15 protein-coding genes are annotated in these 20,979 nt (G+C 49.3%); 8 read left to right on the top strand and 7 right to left on the bottom strand.

Features of this window, described 5'->3' with window-relative positions:
• Positions 1-23 precede the first annotated feature (23 nt).
• The 4 genes from BZG81_RS10545 to BZG81_RS10530 all read right to left on the bottom strand — a co-directional run bounded on the left by BZG81_RS10545 (position 24) and on the right by BZG81_RS10530 (position 5,402).
• Complete coding sequence (locus BZG81_RS10545; RefSeq protein ID WP_077677327.1) at positions 24-2,282, bottom strand: zinc/cadmium/mercury/lead-transporting ATPase; 2,259 nt, start codon at positions 2,280-2,282, stop codon at positions 24-26.
• A gap of 156 nt (positions 2,283-2,438) precedes the next feature.
• A complete protein-coding gene (gltS, locus tag BZG81_RS10540) occupies positions 2,439-3,665 on the bottom strand; it encodes a sodium/glutamate symporter (RefSeq protein WP_077461076.1) in 1,227 nt (408 codons plus the stop codon).
• A 400-nt stretch (positions 3,666-4,065) separates the two neighbouring features.
• The gene (locus tag BZG81_RS10535) at positions 4,066-4,482 is read right to left on the bottom strand and encodes a CBS domain-containing protein (protein ID WP_025744667.1); all 417 of its coding nucleotides are present in this window, start codon (positions 4,480-4,482) and stop codon (positions 4,066-4,068) included.
• A 137-nt stretch (positions 4,483-4,619) separates the two neighbouring features.
• On the bottom strand, positions 4,620-5,402 hold the full coding sequence (locus tag BZG81_RS10530; RefSeq protein WP_077677326.1) for a DUF2927 domain-containing protein: 783 nt from the start codon (positions 5,400-5,402) through the stop codon (positions 4,620-4,622).
• A gap of 184 nt (positions 5,403-5,586) precedes the next feature.
• Here BZG81_RS10530 and BZG81_RS10525 point away from each other — a divergent pair, with 184 nt between their 5' ends.
• From BZG81_RS10525 to BZG81_RS10505, 5 genes are all read left to right on the top strand, one after another.
• Positions 5,587-7,593 (top strand): M4 family metallopeptidase, encoded by a 2,007-nt coding sequence (locus BZG81_RS10525; protein WP_077677325.1) that lies wholly within the window; start codon positions 5,587-5,589, stop codon positions 7,591-7,593.
• A 198-nt stretch (positions 7,594-7,791) separates the two neighbouring features.
• Positions 7,792-9,591, top strand: coding sequence for a Na/Pi cotransporter family protein (locus BZG81_RS10520; RefSeq protein WP_241827384.1), 1,800 nt, complete (start codon positions 7,792-7,794; stop codon positions 9,589-9,591).
• A 124-nt stretch (positions 9,592-9,715) separates the two neighbouring features.
• A complete protein-coding gene (locus tag BZG81_RS10515) occupies positions 9,716-12,157 on the top strand; it encodes a M9 family metallopeptidase (protein WP_077677324.1) in 2,442 nt (813 codons plus the stop codon).
• 195 nt (positions 12,158-12,352) lie between these two features.
• Positions 12,353-13,402: a hypothetical protein gene (locus BZG81_RS10510; RefSeq protein WP_077661219.1), complete on the top strand. Its 1,050-nt coding sequence runs from the start codon at positions 12,353-12,355 to the stop codon at positions 13,400-13,402.
• A gap of 122 nt (positions 13,403-13,524) precedes the next feature.
• Positions 13,525-14,580 (top strand): hypothetical protein, encoded by a 1,056-nt coding sequence (locus BZG81_RS10505; protein WP_077677323.1) that lies wholly within the window; start codon positions 13,525-13,527, stop codon positions 14,578-14,580.
• 28 nt (positions 14,581-14,608) lie between these two features.
• Here the strand turns inward: BZG81_RS10505 and BZG81_RS10500 are convergent, their stop codons facing one another.
• The gene (locus BZG81_RS10500; RefSeq protein ID WP_077669364.1) at positions 14,609-15,502 is read right to left on the bottom strand and encodes a LysR family transcriptional regulator; all 894 of its coding nucleotides are present in this window, start codon (positions 15,500-15,502) and stop codon (positions 14,609-14,611) included.
• Between the two features lie 180 nt (positions 15,503-15,682).
• Here BZG81_RS10500 and budA point away from each other — a divergent pair, with 180 nt between their 5' ends.
• The 3 genes from budA to BZG81_RS10485 are packed head-to-tail and all read left to right on the top strand — an operon-like array spanning position 15,683 to position 18,968.
• Positions 15,683-16,459, top strand: a complete 777-nt coding sequence (budA, locus tag BZG81_RS10495) for an acetolactate decarboxylase (protein ID WP_077677322.1) — start codon at positions 15,683-15,685, stop codon at positions 16,457-16,459.
• A gap of 41 nt (positions 16,460-16,500) precedes the next feature.
• Positions 16,501-18,183 carry an acetolactate synthase AlsS gene (alsS, locus tag BZG81_RS10490; RefSeq protein ID WP_077677321.1) on the top strand — a complete coding sequence of 561 codons (1,683 nt, stop codon included), beginning with the start codon at positions 16,501-16,503 and terminating at the stop codon, positions 18,181-18,183.
• A gap of 26 nt (positions 18,184-18,209) precedes the next feature.
• Positions 18,210-18,968, top strand: a complete 759-nt coding sequence (locus tag BZG81_RS10485) for an SDR family NAD(P)-dependent oxidoreductase (RefSeq protein WP_077461064.1) — start codon at positions 18,210-18,212, stop codon at positions 18,966-18,968.
• A gap of 78 nt (positions 18,969-19,046) precedes the next feature.
• On the opposite strand, the gene yqfB is transcribed toward BZG81_RS10485, so the two are convergent.
• Positions 19,047-19,361: a N(4)-acetylcytidine aminohydrolase gene (gene yqfB, locus BZG81_RS10480; RefSeq protein ID WP_077677320.1), complete on the bottom strand. Its 315-nt coding sequence runs from the start codon at positions 19,359-19,361 to the stop codon at positions 19,047-19,049.
• A 93-nt stretch (positions 19,362-19,454) separates the two neighbouring features.
• Positions 19,455-20,822 carry an anaerobic C4-dicarboxylate transporter DcuC gene (gene dcuC, locus BZG81_RS10475; RefSeq protein ID WP_021023954.1) on the bottom strand — a complete coding sequence of 456 codons (1,368 nt, stop codon included), beginning with the start codon at positions 20,820-20,822 and terminating at the stop codon, positions 19,455-19,457.
• Positions 20,823-20,979 lie beyond the last annotated feature (157 nt).

Below are 20,979 nucleotides of genomic sequence, written 5' to 3'. Positions count from 1 at the left end.
AAAGGGTGTCCTCATTTTTGGTCCTAATCACGCAACAGGCGTAATGCATTCAGTGTCACCAACGCTGTCGCCCCACTGTCTGCCAGTACAGCCACCCATAAACCGGTGATCCCTAACACACTGGTGACCAAAAACACCCCTTTTAGTCCTAGCGCAATCGTGATGTTTTGCCGCACATTGGCTTGCGTCGCGCGCGCGAGCTGAAGAACGCGAGGCAGCTCAATTAAACGATTATGGCTCAATGCTGCTTCGGCGGTTTCAAGCGCAACATCCGTCCCACTACCCATCGCGACCCCCAACTGAGCGGCTTTCATTGCAGGAGCGTCATTAATGCCATCGCCAATCATGGCGATCCGATACTGACTCGCGAACGCTTCAACCGCCGCAACCTTGTCTTCAGGTAATAGTCCAGCACGATAATCAATCCCTAACTCGTCGGCAATTTCAGCAGCGGCTGTCGGGTTATCCCCTGTCAGCATCACAGGATGGATCCCCATCGCGCGGATCTGCTCAATCGCCTCACGTGCGTCCTCGCGCAATTTATCGCGCCAGCCAATCATGCCATAAGGGCGCTCATCGACCATCACTACCACAACGGTGACTCCGCGTGCCGCGATCTGACTGGCCTGTTGATACTGCGCATGCTCGAGCGCGGCGTCCGGGAGTTTGTCGAGCGCAACCATCCGAACAAGCTGGCCGTCGACTGTCCCTTCTACGCCTCGGCCTGCATTGGCTTGAAGCCCTGTCGCATCGGGGATAGAAAGACCGCGTTCCGTGCTGTAGAGCACGAGTGATTTAGCCAATGGATGATGACTACCGCGTTCGATCGCTGTCGCCAGTTGCAACAGCGTGGTTTCATCGCCTTGCCACACGCAAACATCCGTGACCATGGGCTTACCTTCTGTCAGTGTGCCCGTTTTATCAAAGGATACCGCGTTGATACTTGCCAAGCTTTCTAGCGCCGCTCCCCCTTTAATTAACGCGCCTCGACGTGCTGCCGTGGCCAAGCCCGAGGTGATAGCCGCTGGTGTGGAAATCACCAGCGCACAGGGGCATGCAATCAATAATAGTGCTAGGCCACGGTATAACCACTCTTGCCAACTGGCAGCAAAAAAGAGGGGTGGAACGACAACCACTAACACGGCTACGCCAATCATCGTCGGGGTATACCAACGACTGAATCTATCGATAAAGCGTTCAATCGGTGCTTTTTTTGACTCGGCTTGCTCAATCAAATGCAGGATTCGGTCAATGGCGTTTTCACCTTGGGCAGAAGTCACCGTCAGTGTCACCGTTTTATCGGTGGCTAAACTGCCTGCCATCACGGTGTCGCCCGCTTCAATATCGACCGGAATCGACTCTCCCGTCAGGGCACTTTGATCAAAACTCGCCGCCATTTCCATCAACTTGCCATCCGCCGGCAAACGCTCACCGGCGCTAATCTCAATCACATCACCGGGCGTTAATGTGCTCGCCGCAACGGCTTCACGTTCACCGTTTTTGCCCACTCGCGTCACAGTTTCTGGCACTAACGCCATTAATGATTGAATACCGTCACGGGCACGCGTCGAGGCATAGCCTTCCAGCCGCTCGCCAATGAGAAACAGTACCAACACCATGGCCGCTTCCGTCGTTTCTCCTAGGTAGAGGGCACCGAGTGCGGCAATACTCATCAGTGTTTCAATGGAAAACGGGGATCCCTGACGTGCCAGCCTGCCCGCTTTGAGTAAGATAGGCGTTAATCCGACCACGGTGGCGCCGGTAAATAACCAGTCTGACAGTGAGGGAGACCAATAATGCAGGCCCCAGGCGATGAGCATGCTGCCAATCAATCCAAACAGTAGTGCATCATCGCGCCACTTTTGCCAGCCAGAAGGCTCTATAGCGGGTTGATTTAATGCCAGCAGTGGAAAGCCCACTTTTTTGGCCGCGTACTGAATCGCCGCAAGCGTATCAGCGGGTGCATTGTGGGAGAGAGACACCCGTAACTTTTCAGTCGCAAACAGTACTGTCGCACTTTCAACACCCGGTGTGGCGTGAATCGCCTTCTCTAGTTTGGCGGCACAGCTTGGACAGTCCATTCCCGTCACCGCCCATTCATGGGTCACAGAAGAGGAAAAGCGATGCCTGTCAGGATCGTCGTCACCTGCATTGCCCTCGCCATCTTGATGACTCGAACAGCAACGTGTTTCTTGACATGTGTTTGTCACCGCCTCTGTGGACTGAGAAACGGTTTGGTGATGGGGTTGGTGACAATGGTGGTGTCCGCAGTGTTTACACATAATCGACTCCTTTGTTGGTCGTTGTGTTTATCATTTACGGACAGTATAAGGGTTGGAGCCCACTCCAGAGTCAAGGACGGATGTATCACTATAAAAACACCCAGCCGTTGAATGGCTGGGCGTTAATTTTAATTACCGCGACGTACCCGCAATGGGTTACTGAATCACAAAAATATATCCTTGCAGAATAATGAGATTCACGATATCGATAAAGAACGCACCGACAATAGGAACGACCATAAAGGCTTGAGGCGCTGGCCCAAAGCGGTTAACGATCGAGCCCATGTTCATGACTGCCGTCGGTGTCGCCCCCAAGCCAAAACCACAGTGCCCACCAGCAATGACCGCACTGGTATAATCGCTTCCCATTAGCTTAAAGGTGACATAATAGCTAAACAACCCAATCACTACCGATTGAATCGCCAGAATAATCAGAAAGGGCACGGCTAAGTCGAGAATATTCCATAACTTCAGCGTCATTAAAGCCATCGCCAAGAATAGAGACAGAGAGACCGTCCCCACCATATCAACCGTTTCTGATTCAAGCTTGCGTAAATTAAACAGCTCTAACGTATTGGTGATGATCACACCCAAGAATAACGCATAAACAAAGTCAGGGATCATAAGCCACTGAATGTTGAACTGACTAACCCATTCAGATAAATGACTTGCACCTGTAATACACAATAACAAAATAAACAAGACTTCAATCACTTTTTTAGCAGTGACTTTATCTTCTTCATTTTCATTATATGTGACTAATTCAGGATATTTTTCGTGCGTTGTTGTCCCACGTCCATACTCAGATTCGAGTTGGTGTTTATTAATCAAACGCTGAGCAACAGGGCTACCAATAATCCCGCCAATAACGAGGCCGAGTGTGGCTGAGGCCATTGCGATCTCAAGCGTGCTTTGAATCCCATATTCATCGGTTAATATCTGTGCCCAGGCTGCGCCAGTACCATGGCCACCTGATAGCGTAATTGAACCGGCGACTAAGCCCATTAACGGATCAAGGCCTAGCAGCGAGGCAAAACTAACGCCAATCGCATTTTGAATGATAATATAGACAGACGCGATCGCTAAAAACCAGAAAACCTTTAGCCCACCTTTGACTAACTGTTTATAATTGGCTGCCAACCCAACGGTGGCAAAAAACATTAGCATAAAGGTGTTTTTTAACGGTAGATCAAATTTAAAGTTGATACCGTTATAATGTAAAACTGAAATCACACAAGCAATGATTAACCCCCCAACAATAGGTTCGGGAATATTAAACTTGCGTAATGCGGGAATTTTTGAATTAACGAAATGGCCTAGAAAAAGTACACCAATAGCAATCAAGAATGATTCTAGTGCACCAATTGAATTGAGTTGATACATATAACCTCTTTGTTTCTCTCACCTCGTCCTCCCTGATCGTCCAATTTAACCTTTGTTTCTACCTCATTTAATATTGTCGTAAAGTCAATGCTGGCCTCCACACCCACGATATTCCCGCATCCTGCTTATCGTATTCACTGCATGACAGGGGCTAACCTCTGTATCCGCACGGCAGGCCACCAGCTTGCCAATGGGCAGCACAATAGCAGAAAACCTTAAATCTGGCATCAAAAATCGCACGATCTATCACGATCATCGCTTTAGTTATTGAAATATCAATATTAAAAGGCAGGATAACAGCAGAGTATGCTGATTAAAAAATAGACGAAAAACGAGAGAGGGTGCTCAATCCAACCACCCTACTGACGGCTCAGTAGGGTGCGTGCGTATCGTTCTGTGGTCACACAGGATGGGTTAAACATTCGCCCATCTGCATCCCAATGGCGCGCAGTATGTCACGACGCGTGATGATCCCAACTAATTTACCTTCATCGACGACCGGATACAGTTTAGGTTTGGTCGGTGCCATCATTTCGGCCAGTTTAATGATACTGTCTTCTGATTCCACCGCTAACGCGTTGGGCGTCATGCAATCTGAGACGGTGTGTGAGTCTTGACAGTGGTAGCTGTCTCGTAACAACTGCTGCAACATATCTTGCTCGGATATAAAGCCCACCAAACGCTTATTTGCATCAATGACTGGTCCTCCCGTTTGCTGGCTACGAAGTAACTTTTCGAGCGCACTAGACAACGGCATGTCCTGCGAGAATGTAACCGGTCGTTTGTTCATATAATCTTTGACTGTAATCGACTCCATGTCGCCTCCCCAAATCGTTATGACATTATCAGTCCACCCTTTAAGTGTCGTCTAAGTTGGCGAAATGTCTAAATCACTTTCAACAATTTTTATTATCGGGCAGACCAATCATCAACACGTTGGCATCTTCAGCCAGGCTACCATCCGAGTAGCGGATAGAGTTTTCCGGTTTTTACTGCTCGATGGGCGTTATTAATGGTGCCATCTTGCGCCCATTTCGTGATCACGGGCCGAATAATTGCCTGGGTGGTTTCCCAGTTTTGCCCTGGTTTTACGGCATCGAGATATAACAGCTGCAACAGTAGGCTATCGAGTCCAGTCAGTAACTGCTGCGAGCTCTGATCGTTAAAAATAGACGGATAGACTCGGTTATCGTCATTGGGTAACCCCATGACTTGCGTCAACTCTTCCACCACGCACGCCACCAGCTTACCTTTTGATCGGGCGAGATCGACGGGGATCACCACCGCCGCATACTGAATTACCCCGTGTCTATCCACTTTAATGTTGGCAGCACATATCGCGTTCTCTAATGGCGAGACATCGTCCGTCGCAAACTGTTTGCGTGCATCGTCTAAAAAACGGGCATGATTAGTAAATACGATCGATAGATTGGCGCGTTCAGGCCTTTCGGTTGGGGTAAAGGCTACCCCAGTGATTGATTGCAAATGACTAAGATGGTACGCCACTAAATTATCATGTAGCTCACTGTTATTGATTGGATGGGCAATATGATACCGAATCGGCGCTTGCCACTTTCGGATGCCCTGCTCCCCTTCAATATATTCGCTTTTTATTGCTATTCGGTAAAAAGCGTCAAGGATATAACCAGGCGATTGCCACGCCTGATCACTCGCCTCGGCCGGAACGGTCCATAAACATCCTATCAACATCAAAGCCAGCCATCCTCGGCGATACACAGCATCACTCCTTTGTTTTCATTACGTTATCCAGCGTCGCTGCAAAAACAACAGAAAAATGGAAGCCAGGTACCATTTTTCTAGACAGATTTTGAACCGGATCGACACTATGACTCCAATCACATTTTACTCTAGCAATGGCTGTGGATAGTAACCAGGATCTTTCCTATCTAACGAGGATATTATGCGTAAAACGTTACTTGCCTTATTTATTCCACTTGCGTTGCCCGCTTATGCCGCCAATATTGTCGATGCGACCAGTATTGATTTGAGCGAAGCACTCGCACCTGAGCAATCTCGCAGTGCCATGGTGAATGGCTCTCCATTAAGTTACCAAGAGCAATCTCGCCTTAACATTGGTGGCCAATCTCTGGTTCGCAAACAACAACTTCATTACGGTATTCCTGTTTATGGTTACTCGGTGGTTGAGAACACATCGGCGCGCAATTTTGCGCCGGATGTAAAAGGCGAGGTCGTCACCGGTATTGAGTCTGATATTGGCAGCACGCTGCCGATGTTGAATCAGCAACAGGCTATTGCCATTGCACAGGGCGAATCGACCCCAAATGCGCGGCAATTTAAGCAACCAGATGCGAACACACAGTTGTTGATTTGGCTTGATGAGCAGCAAACTGCGCGCCTGGTGTATAAAGTCGACTATTTAGCCAGCGATAATGGCCATCCGTCACGCCCGATTAAAATTATCGATGCGAAATCCGGCACTGTTTTAGATAGCTGGGAAGGCATCGCTCACCTAGAAGCGAGTGGCCCAGGAGGGAACCAAAAAAGTGGTCGGTTTAACTTTGGTCCGAACACGCAGCTCGGTGGATTCCAGGTGAATAGTCGCTGCCAAATGGACAGCCCCGACGTGAAAACCATTAATATGAACAACCGTGAATGGGGCGGACAAGTTCATCAATTTAATTGCCCTCAAAATACCTATCGCCAAGTCAACGGCGCCTATGCCCCGATGAATGATGCGCAGTACTTTGGTCAGCAAGTTTTCAACATGTATCAAGATTGGTTAGGTGTTCGCCCTATTCGCCAGCAGCTCACAATGCGTGTTCACTATGGTCAAGGCTACGGTAATGCGTTTTGGGATGGTCGCCAGATGACATTTGGTGACGGAAATCGCAGCATGTACCCGCTTACCACTTGGGATGTGATTGCACACGAAGTCAGTCATGGTTTTACCGAGCAAAACTCTGGCTTAGAGTATCGCGGAATGTCTGGTGGCATGAATGAAGCCTTTTCAGATATCGCTGCCGCAGCGCTAGGCCAGTATGTATTCGGCGACTTTAACTGGAAAATGGGTGAAGATGTGATGAAGCATAGCGAAGCCATGCGTTATTTCATTAACCCCAGTAAAGACGGTCGCTCTATTGGTCACGTTGATCGTTACTATCAAGGCATTGATGTCCACTTAAGCTCGGGGATTTATAACAAAGCCTTTTATCATTTGGCCACCAGCGAACAGTGGAATATCAAAAAGGCCTTCCGCGCATTTGCAACTGCTAACCAACTTTACTGGCGTCCTAACGCGAGCTTCCAACAAGGCGCGAATGGGGTTTGCGAAGCAGCTAAAGACCTTAACTACCCTGCGGGGGCAGTGAGTCAGGCCTTTGCAGAAGTCGGTATCGAGATGCAAAACTGCCAAGGTGGCGGTGGCACACCGACGCCTGAGCCTGAACCACAACCCGAGCCGCAGCTAAAACCGCTCACCTTAGAGCAGCCCGTGCAAATTCAAGGTACAGCGGGAAGCACACAGCAGTTTGTGGTTCAATCCGCACCACGCGGTACGGTTTGGCTACAAACCTATCGCGGCCAAGGCGATGTCGATTTATATGCCGCTGTCGGTCGCCCGGCAAGCGCGAATGATCATGACTGTCGTTCAACCAATTCGGGCAACGATGAGTATTGTGGCTTTAGCCAAGTTCAAGGCCAAGACATTTATGTCACGGTAACCAGTAATGGTAACTACACCACGAATGTCTTAGCCCGGGTTGATGACCGCGGTGTAGAAAAAAATCGCTGCGCCAATATGCCTAGCTGGAGTCAATACAATTATTACTCGGCCGGCGTACAGGTTCAGTATCAAGGACACTTTTTCCAAGCCTCACAAAACAATTGGGGCATTGATCCTATGTCCAACCAATGGGTTTGGCGCTACCAAGGTCGTTGCCAAGGCTAGTTTCCATGGCGGCTGGCATCATGCCAGCCGCTTCATTTGTCTGTTACTGATCATGCGCCCCATCCCTTGCCAGTGAAGCGATGACGTATTGTGATCCCCGCGCGATTCTCGCCGATAATGGTACCTATCTCTCGCATTACTGATTTATTACATCTATGTTAATGATTATTGGTAACAATTAAGTTATGGATAGATTGGATGCAAAAAAAGGTATTTCCCACTATCGGACGCTGGCATCACCTCGCGCTGCTCCTTCTCCTCATCCCTACCGCTGTCTGGGCCGCTGAGGTCAACACATCGTCGATTCATTACCCGACCATGCTCATGGGGCTGCTCGGAGGTCTTGCTCTGTTTTTATACGGCATGGATAAGATGTCCAATGCGCTTAAAAATGCCGCAGGGAGTCGACTCAAATCCTTGTTAGCGCGACTAACGACTAACCGGGTGGCTGGTGTATTCACAGGAGCCGGTGTGACCGCAACCATCCAGTCTTCCTCTGTCACCACAGTGCTATTAATTGGCTTTATTTCTGCAGGTTTGATGTCACTGACACAAGCAACAGGCGTGATCATGGGTGCCAATATTGGCACCACGGTAACGGCCCAGATTGTGGCCTTTAAAATCACCCAAGCCGCGTATCTGATGGTCGCTATTGGCYTTTTTATTCAATTTACCGCCAAGGCCGATAAAACCAAGCAATACGGCAAGATGCTGTTTGGCTTGGGTCTTATTTTTACGGGGATGAATATGATGAGTGAGGCGATGTCACCCCTGCGCGGCTATCAGCCATTTATTGATGCCATGGCCCAAATGCGAAACCCCTTCCTCGCTATCTTGCTTGCAGCCTTGTTTACTGCATTAGTACAATCCTCGTCGGCCACCACCGGGATTGTGATCGTATTAGCGGGACAAGGCTTTATTTCGTTGGAAAGTGGGATCGCACTTGCCATGGGGGCTAACGTCGGGACCTGCGTCACCGCATTATTGGCCGCCATCGGCAAATCTCGCGAAGCCAAGCAAATCGCCAGTGTTCATATTCTCTTTAACATTATTGGCGTATTCATTTGGTTGCCAATGATCAGCACGCTCAGTGATTGGAGTGTCGCGCTTTCGCCGATTCACCCTGATTTAACCGGCGTTGAACGATTAGGAGCTGAGCTCCCGCGCCAAATCGCGAATGCGAATACGTTATTTAACGTCGTGAATACGCTTATTATGCTGCCATTCGTGGGAGGATTTGTTTGGCTGGCGAAAAAAATCATACCAAAAACGCCTAAACCAACGATCAGCGAACGGCCGATTGTCGCACCGAAATACTTGTCGAAAGAACTATTGATGACGCCAGACATTGCCATGGACCAGGCACAGCTTGAGATAGGTCGCGTTGGGCGTAGAGTTTGTAACATGATGAATGCCCTACCGCCTCTAACCTCAAAACTGGCCACGCAGCAAGAACAAAGCGCTGCCGTGGAGGCGCTGGGGAAAATAGAGACTCTAGAGCAACAAGTAGATATTCTACATGGGCATATTTTGTTTTACTTAGGACGACTGCGTAAAGAGCCACTTTCACAGGTACAAAGTGATCGTCAAATCATGCTGATCAGTGTGACCGACCAACTCGAAAGCATTGCTGATCTGATTGAAGACACCTTAGTTCCCATCATGGATAAATCACTTCATGCGGAGATTAGCATCAGCCCTGAAATGCAATCTACGCTTGATGAAATCCAAGATAAGGTGACGCATGCGTTACTTGATAGCGTGAATGCGATTCGACGTGGGGATACGCAACGGGCTAAGCGGGTACTAAACACCAAAYGTACCCTTAACGCGCTATTGGATAAAGTACTGGCTCATCAAGCAGAGCGTTTGGTCGAGCATAACCCCAATCGTCTTCAACTGTTTAGTATTGAAATGGAGTGGACCGAATCGCTCAAGCGCGTCTATACCGTGACCAAACGTATTGCCAAGTTGCACCTGCGTGAAAAAGAAACGTAATGATGAATAAGTAGCTGATAAGACAAACAAAGTGGAACTAAGCCCTAATATTTGGGCTTAATTCGCCAAAAATATCGAGAAAATCGTTATAAAAGCTCCGCCCAAATTAAACTAGGAGCTTGAAATGTCTTATGAATTTCCTTCCCGTCCCAAGCCTCTTTCGGCACTTATCGCGCTTGCCGCGCTAAGTAGCACCAGTGCATGGGCTAGCGAGTCATGCGAGGTCGCCGATTTAGCAGCCAGTGCTAGCCCTATCCAAGTGATTGCGAATGCAGATCGCAGCTGCTTTACAAGCTGGTACGATACCCAATCAAGCCGTTATGATTCCGTTTACCAAGAAGCCTTTGTCCGCAAAGTCGCTCAGCGACTAGAGCAAACCGTCACGCAATATCAAGGTCAAGCAACGCAAGCACGCCAAATCGCCAACCTCACTGAATATATTCGCGCAGCTTATTACGTCCGCTTTTATGGTGACACAGACCAAGCTGATTATTCTGATAAGCTTGACGAAGCATTGGCGCATACCATCGTCCAGTTTCTACAATCCCCTTTTGCAACCGAAGATGGCCGTGCGCAAACCGATGCATTACATGGCCTGACGTTGATGGCCGATAGCATTAAGCAATTACCACAAACCTTTAACCTACAACTGCGACTGCTGGAAAACCTGAATCAAGCGCGCTTACAAGAGCGTGGCTATGTCAACGCGCTGAACAATCTATTTGTCGCCATGGCAGGTCACCAATCGCGTCAAGCCTTCTACGATGTGCTTGCAGCTGACTTGTCTTTGATCGATCGTCTCTACCAGTTTGTCATTGATAACCCTCAGTTATCACAAACTGAAAACGGTGCTTTATTGGTGTCGAATACAGTCCGCGAGATGGGCCGATTACTCATGGCACCTCAGCCAAGTATCCGTGCACGGGTTCTGACCCACTACCGTGATCTTCTGCCTCGTTTTCCTCTGGGTGGCGCCAACGATGCCGTTTGGGTCGGACTGGTTGAAATGGTCGACGCGTTTGCCCCTGATAAAATCCAAGAATTAGGCCTCACCAATGCCAAATCGACGTTAGCCACCAAAATCGTTCCCTATCGTTATCAATGTGATGGTCCTGCCGTGATCCGCTCACAAAGCATGACACAAGCGCAGTCGCAACAAGCCTGTGAAAGCCTGCATCAAAAAGAAAACGCATTTCATCAAACCGTTCGCTCCGGTTATCAAGCGGTGGCTGATGATCTAAACGACAGTGTTGAAGTGGTGGTATTTGATAACCCGTCGGACTACAAAACCTATTCATCGTTCTTGTTTGGTAACTCGACCGATAACGGCGGCCAGTACTTAGAGGGCGACCCAGCAAGCCCTGACAACCAAGCTCGCTTTATTGCCTACCGCAATGACGAGGGTAAATCGCTCTCCATTTGGAACCTCGAACACGAGTACGTTCATTATCTTGATGGCCGTTTTAACATGTACGGCGACTTCAACGACGTGCTGCGTCATGGTCATACCGTGTGGTGGCTGGAAGGCTTTGCTGAATACATGGCTCATGGCGATGACTATGCCGAAGCAATTCACTTGGGCAAAGAAGGCGGTTATTCACTCAGTGACGTGTTTGCTACCACCTACCAACATGATGTTAATCGTGTGTATCGTTGGGGGTATTTGGCCGTACGCTTCTTGTTTGAAAAGCACCCAGAAGCGGTAGATGCGTTGCTCGCAGCCGGACGAACTGGACAATTTGAACAATGGGCAAGCTTAGTCAAAGAGTATGGTGCACAGTATGGCCCCGCATTTTCGCAATGGCTGACGACGCTGGATAGTTCAGAGGGCGGCGAGCCTCCTCGTCCAGATCCAGATCCTGAGCCTGAGCCTGAGCACCCAGACGTTACAACCCTATCCCTGGGACAAACCGTCACCATTAGCGGGCAGGCATACAGTGAATATCTCTATCAGATCGACCTGAACCGTGCCGCCACTGCGCTTACCTTTAGCATCGCGGGCCAAGGCAATGCTGATCTCTACGTCGCCAAAGACCGCCAGGCGCACTATTATGACTTTGACACCACCGAGTGGAACCAAACCAGTAATGAAACCGTGACCCTGAACGATGTGGAGCCAGGCCGGTATACCTTAAGTGTCACCGGACGCGGGGACTTTACCGATGTCACTGTCGCGGTAAATGCGGAAGGCCAAGTCGATCCCGAGCCAACGCCAGAGCCGCAGCCTGAAACACCGACTGGCACCGATGATTTACGTCCGACTCAGCTTAACGTCGCAAGTCCCAATAGCATCAGCGTCTATCAACGCCGTTACCTGTATGCCGATGTGCCTGAAGGCGCAACCAAAGCGCAAGTGTGGGTCATGGCAGACGGTGATGCAGGTGATTTGAACGTGTTTGCGGCTGAAGAGTATTGGCCAACGCAAGCGCAAAATCAGGCAGCCTCTGAAAGACCCGGCAGCAATCAATACATTGAGATCGACTTACGCAACCAGCAACATTTGTACTTGCTACTCGCTGGCGACGGCAGCCGGAGCCAAACCGATGTTCGTGTTTACTTTCAATAGCAACTAAGTAACTAAGTAACTAAGTAACGAAGTAACGATAATATTATCAAGCGCTACCCTAGGTGGCGCTTTTTTATATAATGCAATACGGTTGCGTTTAACTCTGTGATTGTTGACCTAATTATCATTGTGGCACTTATTGTACAATCCGCTATATAATACTGAGTGTTTACTCAAAACAAGTTGGCTACAATAATGAAAAATATATATCGCGCATTACTCATGCTGGCGGCCATATTTTCCGCTTCAGCCTTCGCCGCAATCGGCCCCTATAAGGTGGTACTGATTCACGGTTTTCAGCCTGATCAACTACAAAGCCGCCCCGATCACGATCAAGTCGTGCAAGATGGCGCTAACTATTGGCAAGATTACTGGCTGCAGTACGCTGATGCACGTATAGATTGGCCGGCCAATGAGCGTATTGAAGGAAAAATCGCCTCCGATTATCTTTGGCCTGCGCTAAAAACCCTTTCAGAGCAAGAAACCTGTTTGTCCGGCTGCCTTTTAGTCACCCACTCTACCGGCGATTTGGTTGCACGCTATCTGTTAGATAACCAAGAAAATTGGCTGATTAACGCAGGTCTTGAGCCGCTCAATATTGTAGGGACTTTCGATTTTGCCGGTGCCGGTGGTGGTGTCGAAATGGCAGACATTGCTGTCAATGTGGCACAGGGAGGCGGTTGGCTTAATCACACAATGAAAAAAGCGGTATCGCTTTGGATGGGTCAGTTACCGAACAAAGACAATATTGGCGTTCTGAACGATTTAAAAGTCGCTAACGCACGCCAACTATCGAACTGGCCTGACAACCGTGTCCCTCGTATTCGCTTTGTTGGCAATGGCTCTGACTTCTTGGGGGCGACATCTTCCTTTATTCCAGGCAGTGATGACGGTGTGGTTGCCGCGCATTCTGCATGTGGCGCTGCCGATGTCGATGCATTTGATAGCTGTTCGACCGCGATTGAGTTCGATGGCAAGTTAGATTATGTCCATAAAGGAGTGAGACGCTTTATCCCCATGCACTACCCGTTGCTAATGGGGAATAAATACAGCCACCTCACGATCTTTAAGTCAGCGCATCGAGGTAAAGTTACCGCCACCGATCCAGAGCTCAAGCTTGGCGATCAATCACGCATCTCAGTTGAAACCTTTGATAAGGATGGTTGGTTTGGCAAAAAATATCGATATGTCCGTGATTCGGACCGTGACACATTGTCAGAGATCGTGTACGCCCTACCGCAATAAGCACAACACACTGTGACAAAATCGGCAAAGCTGCTTTTTTATGGTGAGGAAGCAGCTTGTCGGATTTCTTCACTTTTCTCACTCATGATAGTTTGTTCGTTACACGTTAATTAGGGGTTGCAATGACAAGACTGATCCTGGCAGTCACTCTGATAAGTGCTATCGGCATTACCGGCTATTTGTGGCTTGATACACCAGAACCAGCGTCTATGGCGCTGGCGACCAACACGATAGTGCGTACCAACGAACAGAGTGCGTCATCATCGAGCCAAACAACAGACGAAGAGGTCACAACGTTCGCACAACAAACCCAACTCACTGAGCCAGATATTGTACCGGTTAGCATGCGAAACTCGCTTAGCTACATTGCATCGGATTATGCAGAAAAAATCCAACATCCGCCTTATTCAATGCCCATCGCCTCGCCGCAAAGCCCTTATTTGCACTGGAATCGGCATATCAGTACACCCGTTCCTATACTTGATGGCACCGAGAAAGCAGCGCTCAAATTAAGTCAATACCGCTATTTTTATCCCAAGCCGATCCAAGCGTCATTGGTTGCCTCTTTACCTGTTAATCAAACCGTCTTAGAGATTATTGATGTCAGGACCAACCAGGTGATTGAGACAAAGACCGTGTCGGGAGACACATGGCAGATTGAGCCAGACGAAAGCTGGCCGATGGAGTTACGTCTCAAGGCGATCCTAGACTTTGATTCTGGGCATGATGTGCTCACTGCCGATTTTAGGTTATATCAGCCGATTGCCCAGTTAGCGCAAATAAACCCCGTCTTTGGTCGTGATGCCGATATGATTATCCCTTTACAACTTAATGTCGATAAGGGCGGAATCTATCGTTTTCGCGCCAATCTGTTCACCCAAAACGACGAACCCGTTGCGTTTCTCACCACCAAAAAACGGCTTCAGGAAGGCGATCACACTGTTGAATTAAAAGCGTTTAAGCAAACGTTACTCGGCTTCGATAAGCAGTGGCAGCTAAAAAATATCGTGATTGAACGCATGTCAGGCTCCCCCGGCGAGCGAGCACAATTTGGTATCAGTCCGAAAGACACCTATTCATTGGGCGTCTTTGACATTGACCAATTGTCGGACACACCCTATCAAATGTCCGAGCAAGAGCGTATGCAACTCGAGTTTTTACAACACGCCGCGCGTTAGCGTTGAACACGATGACGATCTGGGTGGCTTATTGAGCATTCGCCCATTCGCGTGCCGTTGCAATACAGCGACGCACCACTTGGGCAGTATTCGTGCGTTGCCAAGCCAGCACCACTTGGCTACTCAAAGGCATCTCTACCAGCGACAGCACAGACACGTGGTCGCTCAACTGGGTGGTTAGCGAAGCGGGAACCAAGGCCACGCCAAAACCCGCGGATACCATTGCGGTTGCGGAATGGAGTTGTGGCGCAAGCGATGCAGAAGATGGTGTCAATCCTGCGCTTTTTAATGCATCAGATAACGCGTCATGGAGCCCAGGCCCGATATCACGAGGGAAGAGAATGATCGGATCATTGCCGAGCTGTGACAACGTCACGCTGTGACATGTCGCGAGAGGATGGTCAGCCGCGACAACCAGTTTAAAGGGATCATCAAATAAGGCGGTATGCGCCACATGTTCACTGGCATAACAAGGCAAACGTAAGAAAGCTAAATCCACCTCTTGTTGACGAAGTGTCTCCACTAATGATGGCATGGGCTGCTCGACCGGCTGAAAGTCGATATCGGGATGATGTTCTTGTAACCCTCGCACCAGCGCTAACACTTGTTGGCTGACGACCGTCGAGCTGGCAAAACCGAGGCGTATTTGATTACGTTCCCCGCGGGCAACCTGCTTTGTGCGCTGCACGGCTTGATCTAACTGACTGAGAATTTTTACCGCATCTTGATAAAGCACCGCTCCTGCTGGTGTCAACGACACACCTCGCGGTAGGCGCTCTAATAAGGGCACACCTATCTCTTGTTCTAGCTTTTTAATTTGCTGGCTCAGTGGCGGCTGAGCAATACCCAGTTTCTCAGCCGCGCGCGTAAAGTGCTGACACTCGGCCACTGTGACGAAATACCGTAAATACCTAAACTCCATCGTCATGCCTTAATGCTGCGCATTATCAACTGTTTGGATTCAATATCTTACCACGTTTTCCATGTGCCATATCTTTTAGATATCAAAACCAACGTTATTTGTATTGGTGTCTCCTTCTTCAACCTCGCATCATCAAGATTCGGTTTTAACCTAACTGACTTCGGTTTATAAGGACGCTTTATGAGCACCCAAACCTGCCACTGTGCAGAACATGTCGCCGCCGCCTATCTCAAGCATCACCAACAAACAGGAGAAGGTGAGATTTATCAAACCTCATTGATGAGTGCCTTGATTGATGGCGTGTATGAGGGCGAGACCACCATGGCCGATCTACTCGAACATGGCGACTTTGGCCTAGGGACCTTTAACCAATTGGACGGTGAACTCATCGCCTTTGATCAGACGATTTTTCAACTACGCGGCGATGGATCGGCAAGGCTCGCGGATCCTGAGCAAAAAACACCATTCGCCGTTATGACCTTTTTCAAACCAGACATTACACAACAGTTTGATCATCCCATGTCGCGCCAAGAGCTGCACGACGTAATCGACACACTGGTACCAAGTGACAATCTGTTCTGTGCCGTTCGAATTGATGGTGCCTTCGAGCATGTGCGTACGCGCACCGTGCCCAAGCAAACACCGCCATACAAGCCCATGCTCGAGGCCATCGGTGCCCAACCAGAATTTCGTTTTGATCACGTTAATGGCGTAATTGCTGGTTTCCGTAGCCCGCAATATACCCAGGGCATCAATGTCGCAGGCTATCACGAGCACTTTATCACTGACACTCGCGCAGGCGGCGGCCATGTCCAAGACTACGAGTTGGCATGCGGCACCTTGCAAATCGGCCGCGTCTCCAAGTTGGTGATTGACCTCCCCACCAATGCGGAATTTTTGGGCGCGAACTTAACACCAGACAATATTCACGCCGCTATCGAACAAGCAGAAAAATAATATCACCTCCCATAGGGAGCTAACCTCACGAGGAGCCCAACATGACAACAACAACGCATTGGGACACAGGCGCACAACTGGTCGCAACCCACTTAGAACGCCAAGGCGTCGAGTATATTTTTGGTATACCTGGCGCAAAAATTGATCGCCTCTTTGATGCGATTGAAGATACCAATATCAAAATGATCCCGGTCCGCCATGAGGCGAATGGCGCCTTTATGGCCGGTGTTATTGGCCGCTTAACCGGTAAAGCGGGCGTCACCATGGCAACGTCCGGCCCGGGCTGCACGAACCTGGTGACTGGACTGGCGACTGCTAATTCTGAAGGCGATCCTGTGGTTGCTTTAGGTGGTGCGGTGAAACGTGCCGATCAACAAAAACAAACCCACCAAAGCCTAGATACCGTCAGCATTTTCAATTCGGTTACCAAATACAGTGCCGAAGTCCAAGCCGGTTCAGCGACCTCTGAAATCCTTGCCAACGCTTTTCGTGCAGCGGAAAGCGGTCGCCCGGGTGCCGCGTTTGTCAGTTTACCTATGGATATTCTTAACCAACCGGTCGACAGTGGCGTGCTCGCGCCTTCATTCCCGGCACCATTAGGGATGGCTGATACGCGCTCTATCCGCGAAGCGGCCAACAAAATCAAAGCGGCGCATAATCCGGTATTCTTACTGGGGTTACAAGCCAGCCGTCCTGAAAATGCCGCAGCTATTCGCGCCCTACTCAATCGTACCCAGCTTCCCGTCATCGGGACCTACCAAGCCGCTGGTACCGTCGACATCACCTACTATCAGCGCTTTGCGGGTCGGGTCGGCTTATTTAATAATCAACCCGGTGATCTCTTGTTAGCGAACGCTGATCTGATCGTCACCATTGGTTTTGGCCCAATTGAATATGATCCAGAGCTTTGGAACACGCAACACACCGATATTGTCCATATCGATGTGGCACCAGCAGAAATTGAGCACTATTACCGCCCTAGCGTGGAGCTCGTTGGCCAGATTGAGCCCACCCTTAATGCGCTCACCGAACAACTCGACCATCAATGGCTGATGCCCGCATCAACAGTTGATTTACTTGAGGAAGTCGCCCACCAGCGCCAAGCTATTCGAGCATACAGTCGTTCACACCAAGATTTTGCCATGCATCCACTGCATTTGATTAAAGCCATGCAGGATGTGATCACTCCAGACACCACCTTGTGCTTAGACATGGGCAGCTTCCATATTTGGATTGCGCGCTATCTTAATTGCTTCCGCTCTCGGCAACTATTGGTCTCTAATGGCCAACAAACCATGGGCGTCGCCTTGCCGTGGGGAATTGGCGCGAGCTTGCTCAACCCCGACCGCAAAGTGGTATCCGTGTCCGGAGACGGTGGATTTATGCAATCAAGTATGGAGCTAGAAACGGCAGTGCGTCTCAAGTGTAACTTGCTGCACATCATCTGGGTCGATAACGCCTATAACATGGTGGAAATGCAGGAAGTTAAAAAGTACCAGCGTTATTCAGGGGTGAAATTTGGTCCGATTGATTTTAAAGCCTATGCCGAATCCTTTGGCGCCAAGGGCTATGCGGTCACACGACAAGAAGATTTAGTCACCCAACTTAAACAAGCCATAGATACTCAAGGCCCAGCTGTTATCGCCATTCCTGTGGACTACAGCGACAACTTTAAGCTGATGGCCCCCCGAGAAGCCGGCAGCATGGATCCGGTATTTGCTTAATTCAATAGACAAAAACGGAGAACACAATGAAAGGTATTAACCAAAAAGTGGCGTTAATTACTGGCGCAGCCAACGGTATTGGTGCAGCGATTACCGACCGCCTCTATCAAGAAGGTGCAAAGGTTGCGATTGCAGACTGGAACAAGACAGCTCTAGATGACACAGCAGCAAAATACGATGCTGATCGCGTCTTGAAACTCTCTGTCGATGTGTCAGATCCAAAAGCAGTAGAAGCAATGATACAAGACGTTGTTAACCACTTCGGGCAACTTGATATACTGATAAATAACGCAGGCGTGCATACTCCTGGCTCTGTTATTGACGGCACTCTAGCCGATTGGGAAAAAGTGTCTGGTGTTGATATTGATGGCGTAGTCTTTTGCGCAAAATATGCAATGCCTGAATTGATTAAAACAAAAGGCTCTATGGTAAACACGGCCTCCGTATCGGGTTTAGGCGGTGATTGGGGCGCTGCTTTTTACTGTGCTGCAAAAGGCGCTGTCGCGAATCTAACGCGTGCCATGGCACTGGACCACGGTTTACAAGGAGTACGTGTCAATGCGGTCTGTCCAAGCTTGGTTAAAACCAACATGACCAATGGCTGGCCTGACTCAGTTCGAGAAAAGTTTAATGAGCGTATCGCTCTGGGACGCCCAGCAGAACCAGAGGAAGTTGCCTCTGCCGTGGCATTTCTAGTCAGTGACGATGCGTCGTTTATCTCTGGTGTCAATTTGCCCGTAGACGGTGGTGCAACAGCATCAGACGGCCAACCCAAAATTGTTTAATCAACCACTCATAGTAGTCAAACGCCCGTATTATCGGGCGTTTTTTATAGGCGAGCCGCTCAGTAAAATAGCGGGTGTTTAAGCAAGGTGGAAATCAATCACAAACAACGGGGGACGCGCTGGGTAGATTTGCAAAATCAGCGCCTTCAGCTCGGTAAGCGACATCCCCTCTTGTTCAGCATGGCGGGCATTAATGTCCTCGAACGCTAGCGGAGCAACTCTGTCGATCACAATGTCACATACATAATGATCAGTTTCTAGCTGATGTACCGCGACGCGCGAACCGGGTTGATAGTGACTTTCAGATTCATCGCGAATGGTGATGGTTTTAACACCGGCGGCCACCATGGGCGTTAAGGTGGAGAAAAAGGTGATTTTGGTCGGGGCAGTCATGTTGTTTGCTTCCAAAACTGTATTGGTCTATGGTGCGATACGATTAAAAACGCCCGCGAGCACTTGCACGCGAGCGTTTCATGCCTTGCGACGTTACGCCATCATCGGCACCAATACAAGGGTGCCAATAATCACGGTAATTAACCCGCAGAGGACCGGCACCGAGGTGCGCTTAACCACCTCAAACGGGCTGAGTTTTGCCATCCCAGATGTCGCCACAATCACTCCAGACACCGGCGATATGGTTCGGCCTAAGTTAGAGGCTTGCAGCATAGGGATAATCAAAAATGCAGGATTGAGGCCCATTTTCGCTGCCAAAGACGGTGCTAATTCAACAAACGCATAGAAAGGTGCATTTCCAGAGCCAGTGGCAACAGCGGCTGCGACGGTGAGTAAAGTAAGCAGCATCATCAATGCAATACCGCCTGCCCCAGCGCTTTCTGCTAAGCCGAGTAAGTTGTCAATCGCACCAATTGACATAAGGCCTTGTGCAAATACCCCTGCAGCGACTAACAGCATCACCACGCCTTTAAAGGCATCCGCCATCCCTTCATAACACGCATCCAGATCTTCTAACGTTTTGCGACCATTAAAACGTTTGGTGGCGAAGTCGACGAGCGCACCTAAAAAGATAGAGAGCACCACAATGGTGTAGATATCTAGATAGAGGCCCGGAATGGTTTCACCGTTAAATAAAAACACTCCAATGATAGGCAGAAAAGGTAAGGCGGCGTAATAACCTGGCGCGTGAGTTTCTATCTCGGAGACGTCCACACGCTCCATCGGCGTGTTTTCTTTGTTATCCAGGTATTTATTCCAAAAGTACGCCGCGGCGGCCATCACAATAATCGCACAAATAGAGACCGGCAATACGGTTTCGACCGCAAACACGTGGAGCGGTAAGCCTGCTTTTTCCGCTGCAATCACCACATCTCCCGAGGTGGGTGAAAGTATAATCGCTGCAGGAGACGCGCACACTGCAGTCGCGGCGGGACGAGAAATGCCCATCGCAGTCATCATCGGGAATAAGGTAGCCATTAAAAGCACACCTAAGCCAGTTGCAGAGCTGACCGCCAGTGACATCAAACAAGCGACAATGTAGGCTGCAACCAACAACACATAGGGCGACTTGATCACCGACAACGGCTTAGAGAACTGCTTCACCACCACGTTGTTGGCACCAATATGCGACATATAGGCCGCAAAACCACACAGCAACATGATTTGCATCCCGAGGCCGCCACCACGGTATTGCAGCATGTATTTCACATATTCCAGCGAATCAGTAAAAAGATTGCCCGTCGACGTTAATTTAGCCGGCAGAACACTGTGCCCTAATATCCCTGTGATGATCAGTAATATAATCCCTGCGGTCAGCAAAGTGCTTGCAGGACGATAACCTTTGACAATAAAGTAACCCACAGCCACGGTTACAACTAGCCCAATGAGAAGTTCTAGCATAATTCACTCCGTCAGATGGTAAAGATAAAAGAATTGGATGGAATTTACTCAGCTCACTGTACTAAAACCCTGCCTGTAGCACGACAACAACCAAGCCCTGACTTGATTTAAGACAAATAAAAAGCCGCCTATCAATGAAAGGCGGCTTGGTGATCAC

The organism is Salinivibrio sp. MA607, from assembly GCF_001996245.1.
Taxonomy (GTDB): domain Bacteria; phylum Pseudomonadota; class Gammaproteobacteria; order Enterobacterales; family Vibrionaceae; genus Salinivibrio; species Salinivibrio costicola.
The sequence above is the reverse complement of the archived record's forward strand: the minus strand, read 5'-3'. Positions and strand labels throughout refer to the sequence as shown.